Source organism: Ornithinimicrobium avium (assembly GCF_003351765.1).
Classification (GTDB): Bacteria; Actinomycetota; Actinomycetes; order Actinomycetales; family Dermatophilaceae; genus Ornithinicoccus; species Ornithinicoccus avius.
The window spans coordinates 725,705-745,758 of the sequence record NZ_CP031229.1 but is presented as its reverse complement, the minus strand read 5'-3'; the positions used below and the strand labels follow the sequence as shown (position 1 = coordinate 745,758).

General features: G+C 72.9%; 19 protein-coding genes and 3 tRNA genes. 10 read left to right on the top strand and 12 right to left on the bottom strand.

All coding sequences use genetic code 11. The features are described from left to right. Positions 1 to 91: 91 nt before the first annotated feature. Complete coding sequence (locus DV701_RS03565; RefSeq protein ID WP_114927096.1) at positions 92 to 469, bottom strand: LuxR C-terminal-related transcriptional regulator; 378 nt, start codon at positions 467 to 469, stop codon at positions 92 to 94. A 63-nt stretch (positions 470 to 532) separates the two neighbouring features. Here DV701_RS03565 and ligD point away from each other — a divergent pair, with 63 nt between their 5' ends. From ligD to DV701_RS03550, 3 genes are read left to right on the top strand one after another with little or no spacing between them, the layout of a single operon-like run. Next, positions 533 to 1,597: a non-homologous end-joining DNA ligase gene (gene ligD, locus DV701_RS03560; protein ID WP_114930706.1), complete on the top strand. Its 1,065-nt coding sequence runs from the start codon at positions 533 to 535 to the stop codon at positions 1,595 to 1,597. Between the two features lie 32 nt (positions 1,598 to 1,629). Then, positions 1,630 to 2,715, top strand: coding sequence for an ATP-dependent DNA ligase (locus tag DV701_RS03555; protein ID WP_114930704.1), 1,086 nt, complete (start codon positions 1,630 to 1,632; stop codon positions 2,713 to 2,715). After that, on the top strand, positions 2,712 to 3,878 hold the full coding sequence (locus DV701_RS03550; protein ID WP_228255201.1) for an alpha/beta hydrolase family protein: 1,167 nt from the start codon (positions 2,712 to 2,714) through the stop codon (positions 3,876 to 3,878). Before DV701_RS03555 ends, DV701_RS03550 begins: the two co-directional genes overlap by 4 nt. Positions 3,879 to 4,021: 143 nt before the next feature. Here DV701_RS03550 and DV701_RS03545 read toward each other — a convergent pair whose 3' ends face one another. Next, positions 4,022 to 5,503 carry an HNH endonuclease signature motif containing protein gene (locus tag DV701_RS03545; RefSeq protein ID WP_114927095.1) on the bottom strand — a complete coding sequence of 494 codons (1,482 nt, stop codon included), beginning with the start codon at positions 5,501 to 5,503 and terminating at the stop codon, positions 4,022 to 4,024. A gap of 289 nt (positions 5,504 to 5,792) precedes the next feature. Then, positions 5,793 to 6,440: a dihydrofolate reductase family protein gene (locus tag DV701_RS03540; RefSeq protein WP_114927094.1), complete on the bottom strand. Its 648-nt coding sequence runs from the start codon at positions 6,438 to 6,440 to the stop codon at positions 5,793 to 5,795. Between the two features lie 67 nt (positions 6,441 to 6,507). On the opposite strand from DV701_RS03540, the gene DV701_RS03535 reads away from it, so the two are divergent. Then, entirely contained in the window at positions 6,508 to 7,410 is a 903-nt protein-coding gene (locus DV701_RS03535) for a polyphosphate kinase 2 family protein (protein WP_114927093.1), read from the top strand. A gap of 51 nt (positions 7,411 to 7,461) precedes the next feature. On the opposite strand, the gene glgX is transcribed toward DV701_RS03535, so the two are convergent. Beyond that, a complete protein-coding gene (gene glgX, locus DV701_RS03530; RefSeq protein WP_114930700.1) occupies positions 7,462 to 9,588 on the bottom strand; it encodes a glycogen debranching protein GlgX in 2,127 nt (708 codons plus the stop codon). 190 nt (positions 9,589 to 9,778) lie between these two features. On the opposite strand from glgX, the gene DV701_RS03525 reads away from it, so the two are divergent. From DV701_RS03525 to DV701_RS03515, 3 genes are all read left to right on the top strand, one after another. Beyond that, positions 9,779 to 9,851 (top strand) — tRNA-Gly (locus tag DV701_RS03525). Between the two features lie 30 nt (positions 9,852 to 9,881). Beyond that, positions 9,882 to 9,952 (top strand) — tRNA-Cys (locus tag DV701_RS03520). A gap of 26 nt (positions 9,953 to 9,978) precedes the next feature. Continuing rightward, a tRNA-Val gene (locus tag DV701_RS03515) sits at positions 9,979 to 10,053 on the top strand. Positions 10,054 to 10,425: 372 nt separating this feature from the next. Here DV701_RS03515 and DV701_RS03505 read toward each other — a convergent pair. The 7 genes from DV701_RS03505 to DV701_RS03475 all read right to left on the bottom strand — a co-directional run bounded on the left by DV701_RS03505 (position 10,426) and on the right by DV701_RS03475 (position 15,952). Continuing rightward, positions 10,426 to 10,728 carry an alpha/beta hydrolase fold domain-containing protein gene (locus DV701_RS03505; protein ID WP_114927092.1) on the bottom strand — a complete coding sequence of 101 codons (303 nt, stop codon included), beginning with the start codon at positions 10,726 to 10,728 and terminating at the stop codon, positions 10,426 to 10,428. A gap of 72 nt (positions 10,729 to 10,800) precedes the next feature. After that, a complete protein-coding gene (locus DV701_RS03500; protein WP_114927091.1) occupies positions 10,801 to 11,541 on the bottom strand; it encodes an IclR family transcriptional regulator in 741 nt (246 codons plus the stop codon). A 25-nt stretch (positions 11,542 to 11,566) separates the two neighbouring features. After that, positions 11,567 to 12,253, bottom strand: coding sequence for a TMEM175 family protein (locus tag DV701_RS03495; RefSeq protein WP_162802768.1), 687 nt, complete (start codon positions 12,251 to 12,253; stop codon positions 11,567 to 11,569). A 324-nt stretch (positions 12,254 to 12,577) separates the two neighbouring features. Continuing rightward, positions 12,578 to 13,138: a cob(I)yrinic acid a,c-diamide adenosyltransferase gene (locus DV701_RS03490; protein WP_162802767.1), complete on the bottom strand. Its 561-nt coding sequence runs from the start codon at positions 13,136 to 13,138 to the stop codon at positions 12,578 to 12,580. After that, positions 13,135 to 13,905 (bottom strand): ferredoxin--NADP reductase, encoded by a 771-nt coding sequence (locus DV701_RS03485; protein WP_162802766.1) that lies wholly within the window; start codon positions 13,903 to 13,905, stop codon positions 13,135 to 13,137. Before DV701_RS03485 ends, DV701_RS03490 begins: the two co-directional genes overlap by 4 nt. A 14-nt stretch (positions 13,906 to 13,919) precedes the next feature. Beyond that, the gene (locus DV701_RS03480; protein ID WP_114927087.1) at positions 13,920 to 14,753 is read right to left on the bottom strand and encodes a DsbA family oxidoreductase; all 834 of its coding nucleotides are present in this window, start codon (positions 14,751 to 14,753) and stop codon (positions 13,920 to 13,922) included. 104 nt (positions 14,754 to 14,857) lie between these two features. Then, positions 14,858 to 15,952, bottom strand: a complete 1,095-nt coding sequence (locus tag DV701_RS03475) for a hypothetical protein (RefSeq protein ID WP_114927086.1) — start codon at positions 15,950 to 15,952, stop codon at positions 14,858 to 14,860. Between the two features lie 107 nt (positions 15,953 to 16,059). Between DV701_RS03475 and DV701_RS03470 the strand changes: the two genes are divergently transcribed. The 3 genes from DV701_RS03470 to galK all read left to right on the top strand — a co-directional run bounded on the left by DV701_RS03470 (position 16,060) and on the right by galK (position 18,818). Next, positions 16,060 to 16,863, top strand: coding sequence for an isocitrate lyase/PEP mutase family protein (locus DV701_RS03470; RefSeq protein WP_114927085.1), 804 nt, complete (start codon positions 16,060 to 16,062; stop codon positions 16,861 to 16,863). Positions 16,864 to 16,966: 103 nt separating this feature from the next. Next, positions 16,967 to 17,452 carry a CinA family protein gene (locus DV701_RS03465; RefSeq protein ID WP_114927084.1) on the top strand — a complete coding sequence of 162 codons (486 nt, stop codon included), beginning with the start codon at positions 16,967 to 16,969 and terminating at the stop codon, positions 17,450 to 17,452. Positions 17,453 to 17,618: 166 nt separating this feature from the next. Next, complete coding sequence (gene galK, locus DV701_RS03460; RefSeq protein ID WP_228255200.1) at positions 17,619 to 18,818, top strand: galactokinase; 1,200 nt, start codon at positions 17,619 to 17,621, stop codon at positions 18,816 to 18,818. 41 nt (positions 18,819 to 18,859) lie between these two features. Here galK and DV701_RS03455 read toward each other — a convergent pair whose 3' ends face one another. Beyond that, positions 18,860 to 20,053 (bottom strand): acetate/propionate family kinase, encoded by a 1,194-nt coding sequence (locus DV701_RS03455; RefSeq protein WP_114927082.1) that lies wholly within the window; start codon positions 20,051 to 20,053, stop codon positions 18,860 to 18,862. Position 20,054: the final 1 nt, after the last annotated feature.

The window sequence follows — 20,054 nt, the reverse complement described above, 5'->3', positions numbered from 1 at the left end:
CCGCGTGCCGGGCCCCCGGGCCCTCCCCGGCGTCGTGCACGCTACCGCCGAAGGTAGCGGCGGCACGGTCGCGCGACATCCGTGGAAGTACCTATGTTGGCACGCTCGTGCCGGTGGCGCCGTCCTGGGCCGGGGTGCGGGCCGTGACCCAGCTCGCCACGCCGGCCCGGCTGCGTAGGCACAGCTTGCGCAGGATCGCGCTCACGTGGGCCTCGACGGTCCGCTCGGACAGGTGCAGCTGGTCGGCGATCTGCCGGTTGGACCAGCCCTGCGCCACCAGCCCGGCGACCCGGTCCTCACCGGCGGTCAGAGGGCCGGGGCACGCGGCGACCGCTCGCGCGACGCTGGTCAGCGCCGCGGTGAGGATCGCCCTCGCCTCGGCCTCCACGGACCGCCGGTTGGCCGCTGCCTGCTGCTGGAGGCGACGATGGACCTTCTCGTCCATCCCCCTCACCGTCACGGTGTTCATGACTGATCGTAACCGTTGCCGGGGACGCAGTGTCGTCCCCGCGGTGCCGATACCGTGGGCGTCATGGCCGACGCGCTGACCCTCACGACCCAGGACGCCGACGGGAAGCCGCGGCAGGTGCGGCTGAGCAGTCCCGGAAAGGTCGTCTGGCCGGCCACCGAGCAGGGTGCCGCGATCACCAAGGCCGACCTCACCACATACCTGAGCGCCGTCGCGGAGCCGATGCTGCGCGGTCTGGCCGACCGCCCGGTGACCCTGCAGCGGGTGCGCGGCGGGATCGAGGGGGAGGAGTTCTACTCCAAGAACCCGCCCAAGGGGGCGCCGGAGTGGGCGCGGACCACGATGGTGACCTACCCGTCGGGGCGCAGCCACCCGCAGCTGGTCGTCGACGACGAGGCGACCCTGCTGTGGACCGCGCAGATGGGGACGGTCACCTGGCACCCGTGGCCGGTGCGCACCGGGGACAACGACCACCCCGACGAGGTGCGCATCGACCTGGACCCGCAGCCCGGGCGGGCCTTCGGCGACGTCGTCCGGGCCGCGCGCGGGCTGCGCGAGGTGATGACCGAGGCGGGCCTCACGCCCTTCGTGAAGACCACCGGCAGCCGTGGTGTGCACATCTTCGCCGCGGTGCGGCCGCGGCTGGAGTTCCTCGACGTGCGCCACGCGGTCATCGGGCTGGCCCGTGAGCTGGAGCGGCGGATGCCGGACCTGGTCACGACGGCGTGGTGGAAGGAGGAGCGCGGGGACCGGATCTTCGTCGACTTCAACCAGGCCACCCGGGACCGGACGCTGGCGTCGGCGTGGAGCCCGCGGATCCTTCCCGGGGCGCCGGTGTCGGTGCCGATGACCTGGGACCAGCTGGGGGAGTACGGTCCCGGCGAGCTCACCGTCCGCACGGTCCCGCAGTGGCTCGCCGAGCACGGCGACGCGTGGGCCGGCCTGCACGAGGACCCCGGTGAGATCGACGGTGCGCACGCGTTGTGGGAGGCCGACCTGGAGCGCGGGCTCGGCGAGCTCAACTTCCCGCCCGACCACCCGAAGATGCCCGGGGAACCGCCCCGCGTGCAGCCCAGCAAGAAGGTCGCCGGGAACTGGGACGCGCACGGCAACCGGGTGGAGCCGTAAGGTCCGCCAGCCTGGTGGGGCAGACTGACGTCGTGGACCTGCCCGTCATGCCGCCCGTCTCGCCGATGCTGGCCAAGCCGCTGAAGACGCTGCCCGAGGGGTGGCTCTACGACCTGAAGTGGGACGGGTTCCGCTCGATCGTCTTCCGCGACGGGGACGAGGTCGAGCTCGGCAGCCGCAACGAGCGACCGCTCACCCGCTACTTCCCCGAGCTGGTCGAGGCGGTGCGCGCCGAGCTGCCCCGGCGGTGCGTGGTCGACGGCGAGATCGTCGTCGCGACCGCAGACGGCACCCGCCTGGACTTCGAGGCGCTCCAGCAGCGGATCCACCCGGCCGACTCGCGGGTCCAGCTGCTCGCCGGGCGGACCCCCGCGCTCTTCGTCGCCTTCGACCTGCTCGCCCTCGGCGACGAGGACCTGACGGGTATGCCCTTCCGCGAGCGTCGGGCGCGCCTGGAGGCAGCGCTGGGGGAGTCCCTGCGGGCCGACGGGCGGGGGAGGGTGCGGCTGTCGCCGGTCACGGCACAGGAGGAGGTGGCGATGCGGTGGTTCACGGACTTCGAGGGCGCCGGTCTCGACGGGCTGATCGCCAAGGACCCGGAGGCGGCCTACCAGCCGGGCAAGCGGGTGCAGACCAAGCTCAAGCACGAGCGGACCGCGGACTGCGTGGTGGCCGGCTACCGGACGCACAAGAGCGACGACGAGGCGATCGGGTCGCTGCTGCTGGGGCTGTTCACCCAGGACGGGCGGCTGGCCCACGTCGGCGTGACCTCGTCCTTCCCGATGGCCCGTCGCCGCGAGCTCTTCGTCGAGCTGCAGGACTTGGTCACCGACCTCGACGGGCACCCGTGGGACTGGGCCCGCCAGCTCGAGGGCGAGCGGACCCCGGCCAAGGGTGTCGGCTCGCGGTGGAACGGCGGCAAGGACCTCTCCTTCGTGCCGCTGCGCCCTGAGCGCGTGGTCGAGGTCCGCTACGACTACCTGGAGGGGGAGCGGTTCCGGCACACCACCCAGTTCGTGCGCTGGCGCCCGGACCGGGAGCCGGCCAGCTGCACCTACGACCAGCTCGACCGTCCCGAGGACCATGACCTCGCTGACGTCCTGGCGGTGCGCCGGTGAACGGCGACCTGCGCCGGGCGGTCTCGGTCGGGGCGGGCGTGGTTGGCGGGGCGGCCCTCGGCGGGGCGGTCTCGATGGGGACGGCCACCTACTTCGCGCACCGGATCATCACCCCCGAGCACGAGAAGAAGGACGACACCGCCGTCCTCCAGGTCGCGAAGGGGACGCTGACCCTGCGCGCGACCCCGGCCACGCTCACCCCCGGACGCTACGGGCTCTGGCTGGACAAGGGTGCCGGCCACGCGCGGGTCGGGGAGGTCGTGGAGACCGGCGGCAGCGGCCGCTCGGCGACGGTCACCCGCGAGCTCCTCGGCGTGGACCTCGGCGAGCTGGAGCCTGGCCCCGCACGGTGGAACAAGTACTACTACTGCGGGACGCCCCGCACCGCCGTCGGCCTGCCCTACGAGGACGTCCTCGTCACCTCGGACGTGGGAGACCTGCCCACGTGGCGGGTGCCACCGGCCGCAACGGAGGACACCGGTGACTGGGCGATCCTCGTGCACGGGCGCAGCGCCATGCGCGAGGAGACCCTGCGGGCGCTGCCGGTGCTGCACCGGGTGGGCTTCACCAGCCTCATCCCCATGTACCGCAACGACATCGGTGCACCGCCCAGCGCGGACGGCCGCTACAGCCTGGGGCTCTCGGAGTGGCGCGACGTGGACGCGGCGATGCGTTACGCGCTGGCGCACGGAGCCCGCCGGCTCGTGCTGCTGGGCTGGTCCATGGGCGGGGCGATCGTGCTCCAGGCGCTCAACCGCTCCGACGTCGCGCACCGCGTGCAGCGGGTGGTCCTGGACGGGCCGGTGATCGACTGGGGCTCGGTCCTCGCCCACCAGGCCGACCTGCACTTCATCCCGCGGCCCATCGACCACCTGGCCCGGAGCCTGCTGCGCAGCAAGCTCTCGCGGCTGCTGCTGCAGATCTCCGAGCCGGTCGACGTGGCGGCCACCAACTGGCTGGACCGGGCCGACGAGCTCAGCCACCGGATCTTCATCATCCACTCGGCCACCGACGAGACCGTGCCGTTCGGACCGTCGCAGGACCTGGCGCGCCGGCGGCCGGGGCTCGTGCACACCTTCGTCTGGCCCAGCGCCCGGCACTGCCAGGAGTGGAACACCAACCCCTCGTTGTGGGAGGACCTGGTAGCCAGCTTCCTCCGGTGAGACGCGGCTCCCGGCGGCTGCCGCTCCCCACGTCCCCCCAGCGCGAGCCGGGAGAGCCCCACCGGCGCCGGACAGTGGGCGGGGCGCGCTCCTTGGGCACCCCTGTGTCCCGGCCCGCGTTGGGCCGGGTCGGGGCGTGGTGGTCAGAGGTGCCAGGTGACGACGTCGCCGACGACGGTGGCCATCAGGTCCTTGTCGTGGACCGTGGTGTGGTGGCGGGGGCAGAGCAGGACCAGGACGAGGATGTCGGTGTCGCCGGCGCGACACCACCAGATCAGGTGGTGGGCCTCGCACCAGGCCCCGGGGACGGTGCAGCCGGGGTAGGTGCAGGTCTTGTCGCGGACCAGGAGGGCCTTGAACTGTCCTGGGCTGGCCAGGCGTCTGGTCCGGCCCAGGTCGAGGGGTTCACCCATCTCACCCAGGACGACCGGGGTCAGGTCCCCTATGCACGCGTACCGTCCGGCGGCCTTGGAGGTGAACCGTGTCCCTGCGGTGGCGGCCTGCGCGGTACCGGTCGGCTCGCCGGTCCTGGGGTCGGCCTTGAGGGTGATGATCACCGAGGCACGGGCGGAGGTGGCGGGCGCGCCGGGGTTGGCCAGACCACGGGACAGGACGGTCTTGAGCGCGTCGTAGGTCCGCTGGTCGGCGTCCCGGGGGTCCTTGCCACCCTCGGGGCAGGGGACGGGGGCCGCGAGGGGCCCGTTCATGATGCCCTCGATCATGGCCGCGTCCGCGTCCGGGGCGTCCAGGACGTAACGGGTCATGCCCTCACCCAGGGGGTGACGGGTCAAGGAGCGCAGCGCCTGCGGTGCGGGGTCGGGCCGGTCGTGGTCGTCGGGGTCCTTGCCCTGGTCCGGGGCTTCATCGAGCAGGTCGGTCAGCAGCCGGGTGCAGACCCTGCCCAGGTCCGCATCACTGATGTTCGCGTCACAGGCCGCGTCGGTGGCGATCCGGGCGTAGGCCTGGGCCTGGTCGGGGTCCAGCGCCCGGACCAGGCGCAGCATCGCCTTGGCGATGCGCCCGGCCCGGTACAACGACGTGCGCCCCTCCCGGACCGCCGCGTCCAGGGGTCGGCCCCAGTGCTGGGCGGCCGCCTCGACGACGTGCTTGAGCGCGGAGGCCTCGGCGATCGTGGTCCGCGGGCAGCGGGCCCGGACCCAGTCCACCAGCGACAGGCCCACCGCCGTGTGCAGGCCACGGGCGTGCACCTGCACCACCAGGGCGTAGAGCAGGCCCTCGCCGCGGACGCGGACCCGCGCGGCCTGATCCACCGCCTCCCGCAGGCCCTCGTCCAGGACCCGGGTCAGGTCCGCGTCGCCGAGCCCGGCCGCCACGTCCAAGGCCGTGGTGGCGCTCGACAGCGACGCGGACAGCACCTCCGGTGCCCAACCCAGCCCGTCGGGGTCCAGCGGGTCCGCCGCCAGGGACGCCACGATGTCGGCCCACGCCGCCTCCGCGCCCGGCGACCCGGTGGCCTCGACTGGGTCACCACCCTCGACCTGGCCGTTCAAGGTCGCCAGCTGCTCGGCCGCCACCGCCTCCGCCGCAGCCACCTCTGCCTCGCCCACCGGCGAAGGCCCGAGCAGCCAGTCGCCGGGGTCGAAGAACTCCGTCCCGACACCCACCCGACTGCTCCTGAACAACATACCCACACACAACCACCGACCACCGACAGACCCCTGGCCAGGCACGATGCCTTCCACAGAGTGCGGGTGTAGTGACCCGTCGACCAGCGGCAAGGAGCACTGACGACATGGCCCAGTCCAGCCCCTGCACACCCGGTCGGGTCGCACGCGAGGTCCCCGGCCGAGGGGCTCTCGCCGGCGTCGCCTTCGACGGCACTCTCCAGCTGCAGCGCGACGAGGTGAGGAGGGCCGCAGACGGAGGATGCCGACCGTGATGCGTCGAGGAAACTCAGCGCAGGCGGGTGCGCAGGAGCACGTCCCCGCCCCAGGTGAGCAGGTGGGTAGCCTCCCCGGCGAGCCGGTCCAGCTCGACGTCGCGTCCCACGAGCAGGGGACCGCCACCGCCGGCCAGGACCGGGCGGACGGTGAGACAGAGCTCGTCCAGCAGGCCCTCGCGGAGCCAGGTGTCCAGCAGGTGCGGCCCACCCTCCACGACGATGCGGCGCCAGCCGCGCTCGACGAGCGCAGCCCGGATCTGGGCGGCGGTGAGCTCGCCCTTCCCACCGACGAGGACCACCTCGCCCGTCTCCGGCCCTCCCGCGTCCGGCTCGGTGTGCGCGAGCGTCGGCGGGAGCACCTCGCCCCGGGTGACGACTGCGAGGGCGACGCCGGGCAGCGGGGTGTACTCCTCCTCGATCACCGTGCCCGCGCCGACCACCACCACGTCGGCCCACTCGCGCAGGTGGGCGAAGACCGCGGCGTCGCCCTCGGAGCCGGCGTTCAGGCTCCCGCTGCGCCCGTCCGGGCCGGTCACCCGACCGTCCAGGCTCGTGATGAAGCTGGCGCGCACCCAGGTGCCCTCGCCGAGGTCGGCGGGCTCGGCATACCAGTCGGCGAGCTCGTCGGGGGACAGGGGACCTGATCCGGTGCGCGTCATGGAGACATCATGGCCCGACCTCCGGTCCGTCCCAGCAGCGGTCGGCGTGCCGTGCCACGATGTGGCGATGGGCACCAAGAAGAAGCACGGCAAGAAGCACGGGAAGAAGCACAAGAAGAAGGGCGAGAAGGGGTCCGGCAGCCCGTTCAGCGACGCGCTGCGGGTCAGCGACGGCTTCGTCCTGGCGGACGTGGACCAGCGCTCCACGCCCGCCTTCGACGGCGACAAGCAGGAGGGCAAGGATGCGCTGGTCGCCGCCGACGGGGAGATGGACGATCTGCAGGAGCGGCTCTACGCCCAGAGCAGGTCCGGTGGACGACGCCGCGTCCTGCTCGTCATCCAGGGCATGGACACCTCCGGCAAGGGCGGGATCATGCGCCACGTTGTCGGGGCGGTCGACCCGCAGGGCACGCAGATCACCGCGTTCAAGGCGCCCACCGCCGAGGAGAAGGAGCATCCCTTCCTCTGGCGCATCCGCAACGCCCTGCCTCAGCCGGGCATGATCGGCGTCTTCGACCGCTCGCACTACGAGGACGTGCTCGTCGTGCGGGTCCACGACCTCGTCCCGCCTGCCCAGTGGAAGCGGCGCTACGCCACGATCAACGACTTCGAGGAGAGCCTCGTCGAGGACGACGTCACCCTCATCAAGGTCATGCTGCACATCTCGGCCAACGAGCAGAAGGAGCGGCTCATGGAGCGGCTCGAGCGGCCGGACAAGTACTGGAAGTTCAACCCCGGCGACCTGGACGAGCGCGAGTTCTGGGACGACTACCAGCAGGCCTACCAGGTGATCATGGACCGTTGCAGCCCCGAGCGGGCGCCCTGGTTCGTCGTGCCGGCCGACCGCAAGTGGTACGCCCGGCTGGCCGTCCAGCAGATCCTCCTCGAGCACCTCCGCGACCTCGACCTGCGGTGGCCGGAGGCCGACTTCGACGTCGAGGCCAACAAGGAGCGTCTCCAGGCGATGTGATCGGCGGGTGAGGTATGCGGCCCGCGAGCGCGGGCCGCATACCTCACCTGCTCAGTCCTCCAGCAGGTCAGGACGGGGGGTCCCGCGCAGGACGACCACGACGCGCCCGGGCAGCTCGTGCGTCGAGCCGCCCTCCCACGTGGCGCCCGGGTCCAGCTCGCCGGTGGTGTCCACGACGACCGTCCACCCGGCGGTGTCGATGCCCTCGGGGATCCGGAAGGAGACCGGGTCGTGGTGACCGTTGAAGAGCAGCAGGAAATGCTCGTCGGTCACCGGACGACCACGCCGGTCGGTGTCCTGGATCGCCTCGCCGTTGAGGAAGACCGTCACCGCCTGGGTGGTGGTGTGCCATCCGTGGTCGGTCATCAGGTTGCCGTCGGGGGAGTACCAGATGATGTCACCCAGGTCGCTCTGGCCACCGTGGTCGGCCAGGCCGGCGAAGAACCGCCGTCGGCGGAAGGCTGGGTGCTCGCGGCGCAGCTGGATGAGCCTGGTGGTGAACTCCAGCAGGTCCTCCTGCTCGGGGTCCAGGTCCCAGTCCATCCAGGCCAGCTCGTTGTCCTGGCAGTAGACGTTGTTGTTGCCCATCTGGGTGCGGCCCATCTCGTCGCCGTGGGCCAGCATCGGCACGCCCTGGCTGAGCATCAGGGTGGCCAGGAAGTTCTTCTGCTGGCGCAGCCGCAGCTCGTTGATCTCCGGGTCGTCGGTAGGGCCCTCGACGCCGTTGTTGTCCGAGCGGTTGTGCGACTCCCCGTCGAGCCCGTCTTCTCCGTTGGCCTCGTTGTGCTTCTCGTTGTAGGAGACCAGGTCGCGCAGGGTGAAGCCGTCGTGGGCGACCACGAAGTTGATGGAGGCCAGGGGTCGCCGGCCGCTGTGCTCGTAGAGGTCGGACGAGCCGGTCAGCCGGGAGGCGAACTCACCGAGCGTCGCCGGGGTCCCGCGCCAGAAGTCGCGGACGGTGTCGCGGTACTTGCCGTTCCACTCCGTCCACAGCGGCGGGAAGTTGCCGACCTGGTAGCCCCCGTCGCCGAGGTCCCACGGCTCGGCGATGAGCTTGGACTGGGAGACGATCGGGTCCTGCTGGATGATGTCGAAGAAGGCCGAGAGCTTGTCCACCTCGTGGAACTGCCGGGCCAGCGTCGCCGCCAGGTCGAAGCGGAAGCCGTCGACGTGCATCTCGGTGACCCAGTAGCGCAACGAGTCCAGGATGAGCTGGAGGACGTGCGGGTTGCGCATGAGCAGGCTGTTACCGGTGCCGGTCGTGTCGTAGTAGTGCGCCTTGTCGTAGTCCACGAGGCGGTAGTAGCTGGCGTTGTCGATCCCGCGGAAGGACAGGGTGGGACCCAGGTGGTTGCCCTCGGCGGTGTGGTTGTAGACCACGTCGAGGATGACCTCGATGCCGGCCTCGTGGAGGGTCTTAACCATCGACTTGAACTCGGTGACCTGCTGGCCCCGGTGCCCGTATGCCGAGTAGCCGTTGTGCGGGGCGAGGAAGCCGATCGTGTTGTAGCCCCAGTAGTTGGACAGCCCCTTGTCCTGCAGGTGGGGGTCGTCGACGAACTGGTGGACCGGGAGCAGCTCGATCGCCGTCACGCCCAGCCGGGTGAGGTGTTCGACGACGGCCGGGTGCGCGACGCCGGCGTAGGTCCCGCGGATCTCCGGCGGGACCTCGGGGTGCTGCATGGTCAGGCCCTTGACGTGCGCCTCGTAGATGACGCTGTCGGCGTAGGCGTGCCGCGGCGGCCGGTCGTGGCCCCAGTCGAAGAACGGGTTGACCACGACCGAGAGCATCGTGTGCAGGATCGAGTCGTCCTCGTTGAAGGAGTTGGGGTCGCCGAAGTCGTAGCCGAAGATGCCCTGGTGGTTGCGGATCTGGCCGCTCACCGCCTTGGCGTAGGGGTCGAGCAGCAGCTTGTGGGGGTTGAACCGGTGGCCGCGGTGGGGGTCGTAGGGGCCGTGGACGCGGTAGCCGTAGCGCTGGCCCGGCTGGCAGTTGGGGATGTAGCCGTGCCAGACGTAGCCGTCGACCTCGGTGAGGGGGACGCGCACCTCCTTGGCGCGCTCTCCGACGAGGCACAGCTCGACGGCGGTGGCGTGCTCGGAGAAGATCGCGAAGTTGACGCCGCTGCCGTCGTAGGTCGCGCCGAGCGGATAGGCGTTGCCGGGCCATAGGTCCATCAGGTGGTGTGCCTCCGAGTCGGGACGGGATGAACGGTGGTCGACCCCGTCGTCGTGCTCCATTGTGGGGCAGAACCGTAGGGTCGCGGGCCTCCGGGATGGGCCCACGGCGCGTCGGAGGGCCGGATTTGGCGGTGGCCGGTACGTCGGCTAGTGTTTTCTCTCGCGCCACCGGAGACGGTGGAGCAGCGCGGACGTAGCTCAGTTGGTAGAGCGCAACCTTGCCAAGGTTGAGGTCGCCGGTTCGAGGCCGGTCGTCCGCTCGGAGGCACCACCACCTTGTTGCCTCATCTGGTGGCGTGGCCGAGAGGCGAGGCAACGGCCTGCAAAGCCGTCCACACGGGTTCAAATCCCGTCGCCACCTCGCAGCAGTGCAGACGTCACGACCGAGGGCGATTGGCGCAGCGGTAGCGCGCTTCCTTGACACGGAAGAGGTCACTGGTTCGATCCCAGTATCGCCCACCAGCAGCAAACAGCCCCTGATCAGCGGAAACGCGGTCAGGGGCTTCGTCGTCTCCGGCGTCGATCACCAGGTATTCACCCGGGGACCAGGACGCCGGCCGGCGGGTCCGGCCGTGCTCGGCCGCCAGGCCTTCGCCTCCTGAGCTACCAGGCGGCGGAAGTTGCGGCCCGAGCCGGTGTACCGGCCGCGCGGGCCAACGGCAGCAGTCGCTTGGCGCTGATGCGGCCCCGCGTGTCCTCCACGTCCCGGGCCACGAGTGCGCGCACGCCTCGTAGTTGGCCGGGCGCGGGTCCCGGGGGACTGCCGGCCCCTTGCCGTGAGTGGCCGCCAATTGCAGCCGAGGCCGACGGGTGGCGGCCCGAAGGGTGGGAGGCTCAGGCAAGCCCTCTCTTGAGCGCGTCGATCCGCATCGCCCAAATCCGCTGAGAGAGCGCTGCTTCAGGTGCGAATGTCTCCGACGCGTGGTAACTGCCCGGGTTGATGTGCAGCTCGGTAGGGACGCCGGCCTGCATCAGGCGCTGGGCGAAGGCGATGTCTTCGTCGCGAAACAAGTCCACGGTGCCGACATCGATGAAGGCAGGCGGCAGACCGGATAGGTCTTCCGCGCGGCTAGGAGCCGCGTACTGATCCGGTTGCTGCCCGCCGAGGTACCACGCCCAGGCCTCGAGCGCATCCATGCGCTGCCGGAGGCTCTGGTGCCGGGACAGGAAGATGTCGCAGCGGTGTTCCGCTACTGACCGCCCTCGCGCTCAGCCCAGCTTGTGCAGGGCCCGGCCCAGCCGCTCGGCCTGGTCGAGCACGAGGGCGCCGATCTCGTCCAGCTGGCTCTCCAGCCGGAATGTCGGTCCGGAGACGCCGATCGCGGCCACGACCACGTCGTCGGCGCCGAGCACCGGCGCCGCCACCGCGTCCAGTCCTTCCTCGAACTCCTCGGACGCCACCGCGAACCCGGCATCGCGCGCCCGGGCCAGCTCTGCCTGCATCTGGTCCGGGTCCACGACGGTCCGCGACGTGCAGCGCTCCAGCTGCCCGACGGGCAGCTGGAGCGCGCCGGCGGCGTAGAGCGCCTTGCCCAGCGCCGAGCAGTGCGGCGGCACGTCGATGCCCATCCAGCTGGTTGCTCCCACGACGAAACGCGAGTCGATCTGGGCAGCGTGCACCACCGAGTCGCCGCGGGGCACACCGAGGTTGACGGTCTCCCCGGTGCGATCGGCGATCCGCTCCAGGTAGGGCTGGGCGACCGTGACAAGCGCCTCGGTCCGGTCGAAACGGGTCGCATAGTGGGCGAACAGCGCGCCGCCCCGGAAGGCACCCTCCGGGTCCCGCTCCAGCAGCCCGTTGCGCTCCAGCGCCATGAGCAGACGGGACACCGTGGAGCGGGCCAGGCCACTGCTCTCCATCAGTTCGCCGGCGGTGACCGGCTCGGGCGCATGGATGACGAGCGACAGCAGGCTCGCGGCCCGGTCCACGGCCTGTGCTCCCTGACTCACGCCTCCGACCCTATAGGCGGGCCCCCTACCCCTCGGTGCTCGGGCTCGTCGGGCGCGCCTCCGCCTCCCCGCTCGACCGTGGAGCGAGGAGGTAGAAGGTGCCCAGCAGCGCGCAGACGGCCAGGGTGAGGTACGGCGTCACCAGGCCTGCGGCGCCGGCGACCAGGTAGGCGGGAGGCGCGAGCCCGGCCCGGAACAGGATTGCGCGGACCTGGGCACGGGAAAGGGGCTCGCGCAGCAGGTGCGGCCGCCGCACCAGCAGGTGCCGCTCGAGCGCCAGGAAGACCGCGGAGATCACCAGCAACGACCCTGCGTAGACGGCGGCGGCGACGTGTCCGCCGCTCGGCGCGACCAGGTAGGTCGACATCAGCGCGGTCGTGAAGGGGAGGACCACGATGCTCATCAGGAGGAGCAGGTTGAGCACGTGGACGGAGTGGTCCACGGCCGCCAGCCGGTGCACCATCGCGTGGTGGTTGATCCACATGATGCCGATCGCCGCTAAGGAGACGACGTAGGCCACGGCATGGGGCCACAGTGCCACCAGCGCGTGCCCCAGGCCCGCGGCGCCGCCGGGCTCGGGCACGCGCAGGTCGAGGACCAGCAGGGTGATCGCGACGGCCAGGACGCCGTCGGAGAAGGCCTCCATCCTGCCGGGGGAGGCGGGGACGTCCCCGCCGACGACGCGGCTGTGGCCGTCCCCGGGCCGCCTCACGGACACGGCCACCTCTCAGGACTCGCTTCCGCACGCGAGGGGGACGGCGACCAGCAAGCCGTGCTCCGAGCACGAGCCGCCGGACCGTCCGAGCCGGGGGAGCCGGGCAGGTGAGCGTTCACCACGGCATACCCCCGGGCGAGGACGCGGGGCAGCGCTCCCGGACGGTGCCAGGGCCGGTCCAGGACCGGGCGGACACGTCGCGACCCATGCGACTCCTCCATGCCTAGAGCGCCACTCAAGTGCTCTGGAGCGTCACTCTAGACCTGGCTCCAGGAGCTTTTCGCCGAGCGCGGCCACCACGCCGCATCGCCGCAGGCCCGATCAGCCGGCGGCGTCGTGGCTGAGCGGCTCGTCCGCCGGCGCGGCCCGTCTGGCCAGCACGTAGAGCAGGTCGGAGGCGCGGTTGAGGTAGACGAGCGCCGGCCCGGGAACCCCGTCGTCCCGCCACCGGCCCACGCTCACCAGCCGTCGTTCCGCACGGCGCACGGCGGTCCGGGCCAGGTCGAGGGTGGCCGAGGCGAGGTTCTCACCGGGCACGACGAAGGCCGGGCGCAGCGGGCGCTCCGCCGTGAGGGTGTCGATGGCGCTCTCGAGCTCGGCGACCATGTCGGCGGTGACGACGGAGACGCCCGGCTCGAGCCGGTCCCGTGCACCCGGGGCGCTCACCACGTCGGCACCGACCACGAACAGCCCCCGCTGCAGGGCCAGGAGGTATGACGCGAGCCGCTCGTCGCCATCGTTGAGGGCACGGGCCACGCCGAGGGCGGACACGGCCTCGTCCACGGCCCCCATCAGCTCGACCACGGGGTCGTCCTTGCCCACCCGGCCACCGAGGAGCGTGCCGGTGCTGCCGTCGTCGCCCAGGCCCGTCCAGATCCTCACGCGGCACCGTCCGCGACACCCTGGGCGAGCACGCGCCCTGCCGGTCGGGGCGCCGGGTCGGCGAAGAACTCCTCGGTCCGCACCATCGCGGGTGCGGCGCCGAGGGCCAGGGCCGCGGCCCGGCAGTCACGCACGAACCCCTCCCGCCCGGCGACGAAGACCTCCCAGCCGGCCAGCCGGCCGACGAGGTCGCCGAGCATCGCGGGCAGCCTGCCGTGCAACGGGGCGTCCGGCTCGCGGGTCAGGACGCACAGGTAGCGCAGCTGCCAGTGCGCGCCGGCGAGCTCCTCGAGCCGGTCGCCGTCCAGCGCGTCCGCACGGGTGCGCCCGGCGAAGCACAGCACGACCGGCCGGTGCGGCTGCTCGGTGACCAGGGTCTGGGCCAGCGCCTCGAGCGGAGCGAGCCCCGAGCCGGCGGCCAGGAGCAGGACGGGACCCTCCTGGCGGGCTCCCAGGGTCATCGTGCCGAACGGCCCGGTCAGCGAGGCCTGGTCGCCCTCCCGCATGCCGTCGTGCACCCAGCCGCTGGTCGGGCCGGCCGGGTAGCGGGTGACGAGCAGCCGCACCCGGCCGTCGCGCCGCGGCGCGTCGGCCAGGGAGTAGGCGCGCTCTGGCGCCCAGGGCTGCTGGACGTCGAGCATCACGTACTGCCCCGACCGGTAGGGCATGGGCCGCCGGGTCGGGGTGAGGACCAGCTCGTGCACGACCGGGCTGACGGCCCGCAGCCGCTCGACCCGGTGGTCGTAGGTGTCCCAGGAGGCCCTCATGCCGCCCCGGCCGTTCACGCTGCGTGCAGGGGCGGCGCGGACGGGCCGGCGGGCAGCGCCGCGGCACCGGTCCGGGTCCCGGCTGCCTCGACGAGCGCCAGCGGCTCGGGACGGCCCAGCTCGTCCCAGCGCTGCTGCCACCGACGCAGCAGGTGGTAGGCGGCGTCCGAGAGCGGCTCGCGGGCGGGAGTGACGACATACCCGAACTCGCGGCGCGGGTCCCCGTCGCAGATGTGGTCGTCGGCGACCAGGACGGGGGGCAGGATCCGGCGGAGCACCTCGGGGTCGCCGATGTCACGTCCCTCCACCCAGTAGGCGTGCAGGAGGGCGGCGCGCACCTGCGGGCCGCGCCCGAGGTCGACGCCCTCGGCATAGGCCGCCGCGACGGCGCGGGGGTGGGGCAGGACGGGGGGTATGTCGTGCGGCAGCTCCTCCCCGTCCAGCGCGAGGGCGCGGACGGCCGCGAGCTCCTCCCGGACCCGGTCCTGCTCGGGCCCGGGGCCCCGCAGGCCGGCGACCGGGCGCCCGTGGTCGGTCTGGACGGCGCACCAGCGGGCGGCGACGTCCGGGCCGGTTCCCTGCAGCCGCAGGTGCGCCAGGTAGGCCCAGGGCGAGGTGAGGTCGACGTAGAGCTCGGGCAGGTCCTCGGCGGGGCCAGCACCCGCCCGCAGCATCTCGCGGTCGGCCCGCACCAGGCCCCCGAGCCCCGCGACGAGGGCGAGGTCGCCCCCGCGACCGCTGCCGCGCGGGCGGGCCGGCGTCAGGAAGCGGGGGAACGTGTTGTGGCGGCGGTAGAACGCCTGCGGCGTGCCGACCTCGGTGGGCCGGTCCAGGGATGTCGTGGTCATGTGGTCCTCCTCCCTTCTATTCCTACTAGACAAGTTGGAGAAATGGAAGAGGGTGTGACGTGTTCCACCTGCACCGGTGCTGACCGTGCGGGACCGCTGCGCCCTCAGGCCGGGTCCGGGTCCGGGTCGATCACCGCGACCCGACTGGTGAAGACCTCGACGCTGTCGCGGACGGTCAGCGCGAGAGCACCGAGGAGCAGCCCGTCCGGACCGTCGCCGGCGTGCGGGGAGCGGGCGCGCCGCAGGGTGTCCTCGACCGCGTCCTGGACCTGGTCCACCAGCGCGGGGTCCGTGCGGAGGAGCCCGGGGTCCTCGAAGATGTCCGCCGCCGTGCGCAGCACCCGGACGGCCGAGCGCCGGGTCTGCCCCTCCTCCTCCTGGGGCCCCGGCGCCGACTGCCCGATGACGACCCCGACCGCCAGGAGGGTGGCCGCGCACCTCTCCGTCGCTCGCGCCCGATCGAGGGCGTCCTGCTCGGCGCGTCGCACCGCCCACGCACGGGGGTTACCCCGACGTGCCCGCGCGGCCCTCTCCACCTCCTCGCTCAGGCGCGCGCGGGCGTGCGCCATGTCCGACTCGTTGGCACGCACGAGCTCGTCGCGCTCCACGGCGTCCGGCGGGTCGTCCCCGTCGACGCGGCCCAGCAGGTCGGCATAGCTGCGCATCTGCTCGACCATCAGCTGGTGGACGCGCGTGGTCGCGCCGTGCAGCTCGGTGCTGCCCAGCGGGGGCAGCACCAGCAGGTTGACCACGACACCCACGAGGGCCCCGAGCGGGAGCTGGAACAGATACCCCAGGACCATCGGCTCGGGGTCCGGTCCGCCGGCCGCGAGCACGAACAGCGCCGCCAGGGGGGCCCAGGTGCGCTGGTCGCCGAGCAGGGGCAGCGCCATCAGCAGGGACCCGACCAGGACCGCGACCCCGACGGTCAGGAAGTTGGTCCAGGAGATGCTCTGCACGAGCAGCGCGACGACGACGCCGATGACCACGGCTCCGAAGACGCGCAGCGACTCCTTGAGCGAGTCGACGACGACCAGGCCGACGACGGTGAAGGCACCCAGCGCGGCGTAGTACTTGTAGTCGTCCACCGGCGCAGGAAGCAGCGAACCGAGGTAGAAGGCCAGGCCGCAGGCGACACCGGCCTTGACGGCGACGACCACGTCGTCGCGGCTGAGAAAGCGGGACAGGAGCCGGCGCACCCGTCCACGGTACGTGCGCACCGGGGCTCCGGCGCTCCGGACAGCTCCGCGCTGCGCCCCCCGAGGGCGTGCGCGGTGCCTGGCTGCGTAGGTCTACCGTCGGGTCCATGACCACTGCCACCACCTTCCTCTCGCTGCACCGCCCCGGGGACCCGCTCCTGCTGCCGAACGCGTGGGACCGCGGGTCGGTGCGTCTCTTCGCCGGGATGGGCTTCCGGGCGATCGCCACCACGAGCAGCGGGTATGCCGCCTCCCGCGGCCTGCTCGACGGCCACGTCGGCCGGGACGAGACGCTCGCGCACGCCGCCGACCTCGTGGCCGCCACCGGGCTGCCGGTCAGCGCCGACCTCGAGGACTGCTACGCGCCGGACTCCGACGGCGTGGCCGAGACCGTGCGGCTCGCGGCCGCGACCGGCCTGGCCGGGGGCTCGGTGGAGGACTGGGCCTCCGGCCCGGGCGGTCGCATCTATCCCTTCGAGGAGGCGCTCGAGCGGGTCGTGGCCGCCGTGGGCGCCGCCCGCTCCGCCCCGGACGGGTTCGTCCTGACCGCGCGCGCCGAGAACCACATCCGCGGGGTCGACGACCTGGAGGACACCCTGCGCCGCCTGCGCGCCTACGCCGAGGCGGGCGCGGACGTGGTCTACGCGCCGGGGCTGACCGATCTCGACCAGATCCGCCGGGTGGTGCAGGAGGTCGGCGTGCCGGTCAACGTCCTGGCCCGCCGGGGCGGACCGGGCGTGGCCGAGCTGGCCGGCGCCGGCGTCGCCCGCATCTCGGTCGGGGGCTCCTTCGCCTTCGCCGGTCTCGCCGCCGTGGGGCAGGCCGCGCGCGAGCTGCTTGAGGACGGCACGGTCGGGTATGCCGAAGAGGCCGCTGCAGGTAGCCAGCTCGCCGGCCGCTACTTCTGCTGACCCGGTGTCCGGATCCACGCCGGACACCGAGGGGGTTCCGGGTGCGCAGCGCGGCCGCCGGCGCGACGATGTCTGGACGGTCGGACTATCGAGGAGGTGGGTCATGACGCGCACGCAGGACCTGGCGAGCCGGGTCGGGGCCAGCGCGAGGAGGTCGGGACTGACCGTGGGGACCGCGGAGTCGCTGACCGGGGGAACCGTGGCGACCGCGCTGGCCGCCGCCCCGCAGGCGAGCGAGTGGTTTCAGGGGTCGGTCGTGGCCTACTCGCCACGCGTCAAGCAGGATGTGCTGGGGGTCACGCCGGGTCCCGTCCTCACCGAACGCTGTGCCCTGGAGATGGCGCGTGGCGCCGCCCGGCTGCTGGAGGTGGACGCGGCGGTGTCCGCGACCGGCGTGGGCGGGCCGGACCCGGAGGAGGGGGAGCCGCCGGGAACGGTCTGGGTCGCGGTCGTCGCCCCGGCCGGTGAGACCTGCCACCGGCTCGCGCTGCGGGGATCCCCGGCAGAGGTCGTCGAGCTGGCCGCCGAGCATGCCCTGGAGCTGCTGCTCGGGTCGCTGGCCGTGGAGGACGGCTTTTCCGAGGAGTGACCGGCGGACCGTCCGGCGACGATGCTGGTGGTGGGCCCTCTGGTCCGGGGGTCGCTGGTCGCGCGGTGGCGACACGGGGCCGGGGTCGTGCTCGCCGGGCACGGGCTCCCTATGCTTTCCCTGCTGCCCGGTCACGGGCACCTCGTGCACGCCCAGGAGGTATGACGTGGAGCAACCGGTCTGGTCGGCGCCCGCCGACGACGCGGCGACCGCCGCCGCGCTGCAGGACCGCTTCGCGGCGCTGCTCGGCCAGGAGCCTGACGGGGTCTGGGCCGCGCCGGGGCGGGTCAACGTGATCGGCGAGCACACCGACTACAACGGCGGCTTCGCGCTGCCGATGGCCCTGCCGCACCGGACCTACGCAGCCGTCCGCCGTCGGGAGGACGGGGTGCTGCGCCTGGCCTCGGCGCAGCGCCGCGGCCTGTGGGAGGGACGGGTCGAGGACGTGCGCAGGGACGGCGTGTGCGGGTGGCCGGCCTACGTCGCCGGCGTGGCGGCCGTGCTGGCCGAGCGGGTCGGGGCGGAGGCGGTCGGGGTGGACGTGCTCGTCGACGGGCACGTCCCGGTCGGAGCGGGTCTGAGCTCCTCGGCGGCGCTCTCCTGCTCGCTGGCGGTGGCGCTGCGCGATCTCGTGCCGGGGCTGTCGCAGATGTCCGTGGAGGATCTCGTCACCGCCTGCGTGCGCGCCGAGAACGAGGTCGCGGGTGCGGCCACCGGCGGGATGGACCAGACCGTCTCGCTGCGGGCCGTCGACGGCCACCTGCTGCTGCTCGACGCGCGCGACTTCACCGTCGTGCCCGTCGCGTGGACCCTGCCGCAGCACGAGGTGCTCGTCGTCGACACCCGCGCCCATCACTCCCTGGCCGACGGACAGTACGAGCGCCGCCGGCGCACCTGCGAGGCCGCCGCGGCAGCGCTTCGGCTGACGAGCCTGCGCGAGCTCAGCGCCGACCGGCTCGACGACGCGGACGTGCGGTCCGTGCTCGCGGGCATCCCGGACGCGCCAGCCCGGGTCCGGCACGTCGTCACCGAGAACGACCGGGTCCTCGACCTGGTCGCAGGTCTGCGCGAGCAGGACGCCTCCCGCGTCGGCGCGCTGATGACGGCTTCGCACGTGTCGCTGCGGGACGACTACGAGGTCTCCGCCGTCGAGCTCGACGTGGCGGTCGAGGCCGCTCTCGGGGCCGGGGCGGAGGGTGCACGGATGACCGGGGGAGGCTTCGGCGGGTCGGCGATCGCGCTGGTCCGCAGGGAGGAGGTGGACGTCGTCGCCGCCGCCGTGCTGGCGGCGTTCGTCACGGCGGGCCTGACCCCGCCGGTGTTCCTCGAGGCGGCCCCGAGCCGCCCGGCGGGGCGCGTGCTCTAACGCCGGCCGCGCCCACACCTCACGAGGACCCGAGCCCTCCCTCAGCCCCCGCTGACGACCTGGGCGACCTGGCGGGCGATCTCCCACTCCTCGTTGGTGGGGACGACGAGCACCGCCACCCGGCTGGCGGCCGTGCTGATCCGGCGTTCCCCGGAGCCCTCGGTGTTGGCGGCGGGGTCCAGCTCGAGGCCGAAGCCGCCCAGCCGTGCGACCACGGCCTCCCGCAGCTCGGCGTCGTTCTCCCCGATCCCGGCGGTGAAGACGAGGGCGTCGAGGCGACCCAGCACGGCGGCATACGCGCCGACATAGTGCAGGAGGCGGTGGACCACCACCTCGAGGGCGAGCGCGGCGTCCGGGTCCCCCGCGGCGCGCAGCTCCTGGACCTGACGCATGTCCGCGGAGCCGGCGAGCGCGAGCAGGCCGCTCTCCTTGGACAGGGCCCGGTCGAAGTCCTCCGCCGACAGGCCGGCGCGGTCGGCCAGGTGCCCCGCGAGACCGGGGTCCACGTCGCCGGGGCGGGTGCCCATCACCAGGCCCTCGAGCGGGGTCAGACCCATCGAGGTGTCGACCGAGCGCCCACCGTCGACGGCCGTCGCGCTGGCACCGTTGCCCAGGTGCAGGATGACGCTGGCCACCTCCTCCAGGGGGCGTCCGAGCAGCGCCGCGGCCCGTCGGGAGACGTAGGCGTGGGACGTCCCGTGGAAGCCGTAGCGGCGGACCTTGTGCTCCTCGCGCCAGGATCGCGGCACCGCGTACGTGGACGCGGCCGGCGGCATCGTCTGGTGGAAGGCCGTGTCGAACACCGCGACCTGCGGCACGTCGGGAAACTGCTCCTGGGTGGCCCGGATGCCCTGGAGGTTGCCCGGGTTGTGCAGCGGTGCGAGAGGGACCAGCCGCTCCACGGCGGCGAGGACCTCCTGGGTGATCAGCGCGGGGTCGGCGAAGTCGTCGCCGCCGTGCACCACGCGGTGGCCGACGGCGAGCAGGTCGACACCGCCCAGGTCCGGCCCGTGGGTCGCGAAGGCCCGGCTCACGAGGGCGACCGCCGTCGTGTGGTCGGGCACGTCGACCTGCCGGTCGTGGGTGGTGCCGTCGACCGTGTGGTGCAGCAGACCCCCGTCCAGCCCGATGCGCTCGACGAAGCCCCTGGCGTAGGAGTGCCCGGTGCCGGGGTCGACGAGCTGGTACTTGACCGAGGAGGACCCGGCGTTGATGACGAGGACGGCGGGCTCCATA

Coding starts and splice junctions, on each gene's coding strand:
- DV701_RS03565 (WP_114927096.1), bottom strand. CDS start 469: ATGAACACCGTGACGGTGAGGGGGATGGACGAGAAGGTCCATCGTCGC.
- ligD (WP_114930706.1), top strand. CDS start 533: ATGGCCGACGCGCTGACCCTCACGACCCAGGACGCCGACGGGAAGCCG.
- DV701_RS03540 (WP_114927094.1), bottom strand. CDS start 6,440: ATGACGCGCACCGGATCAGGTCCCCTGTCCCCCGACGAGCTCGCCGAC.
- DV701_RS03535 (WP_114927093.1), top strand. CDS start 6,508: ATGGGCACCAAGAAGAAGCACGGCAAGAAGCACGGGAAGAAGCACAAG.
- glgX (WP_114930700.1), bottom strand. CDS start 9,588: ATGGACCTATGGCCCGGCAACGCCTATCCGCTCGGCGCGACCTACGAC.
- DV701_RS03505 (WP_114927092.1), bottom strand. CDS start 10,728: ATGGATGCGCTCGAGGCCTGGGCGTGGTACCTCGGCGGGCAGCAACCG.
- DV701_RS03485 (WP_162802766.1), bottom strand. CDS start 13,905: ATGAGGGCCTCCTGGGACACCTACGACCACCGGGTCGAGCGGCTGCGG.
- DV701_RS03480 (WP_114927087.1), bottom strand. CDS start 14,753: ATGACCACGACATCCCTGGACCGGCCCACCGAGGTCGGCACGCCGCAG.
- DV701_RS03470 (WP_114927085.1), top strand. CDS start 16,060: ATGACCACTGCCACCACCTTCCTCTCGCTGCACCGCCCCGGGGACCCG.
- DV701_RS03465 (WP_114927084.1), top strand. CDS start 16,967: ATGACGCGCACGCAGGACCTGGCGAGCCGGGTCGGGGCCAGCGCGAGG.
- DV701_RS03455 (WP_114927082.1), bottom strand. CDS start 20,053: ATGGAGCCCGCCGTCCTCGTCATCAACGCCGGGTCCTCCTCGGTCAAG.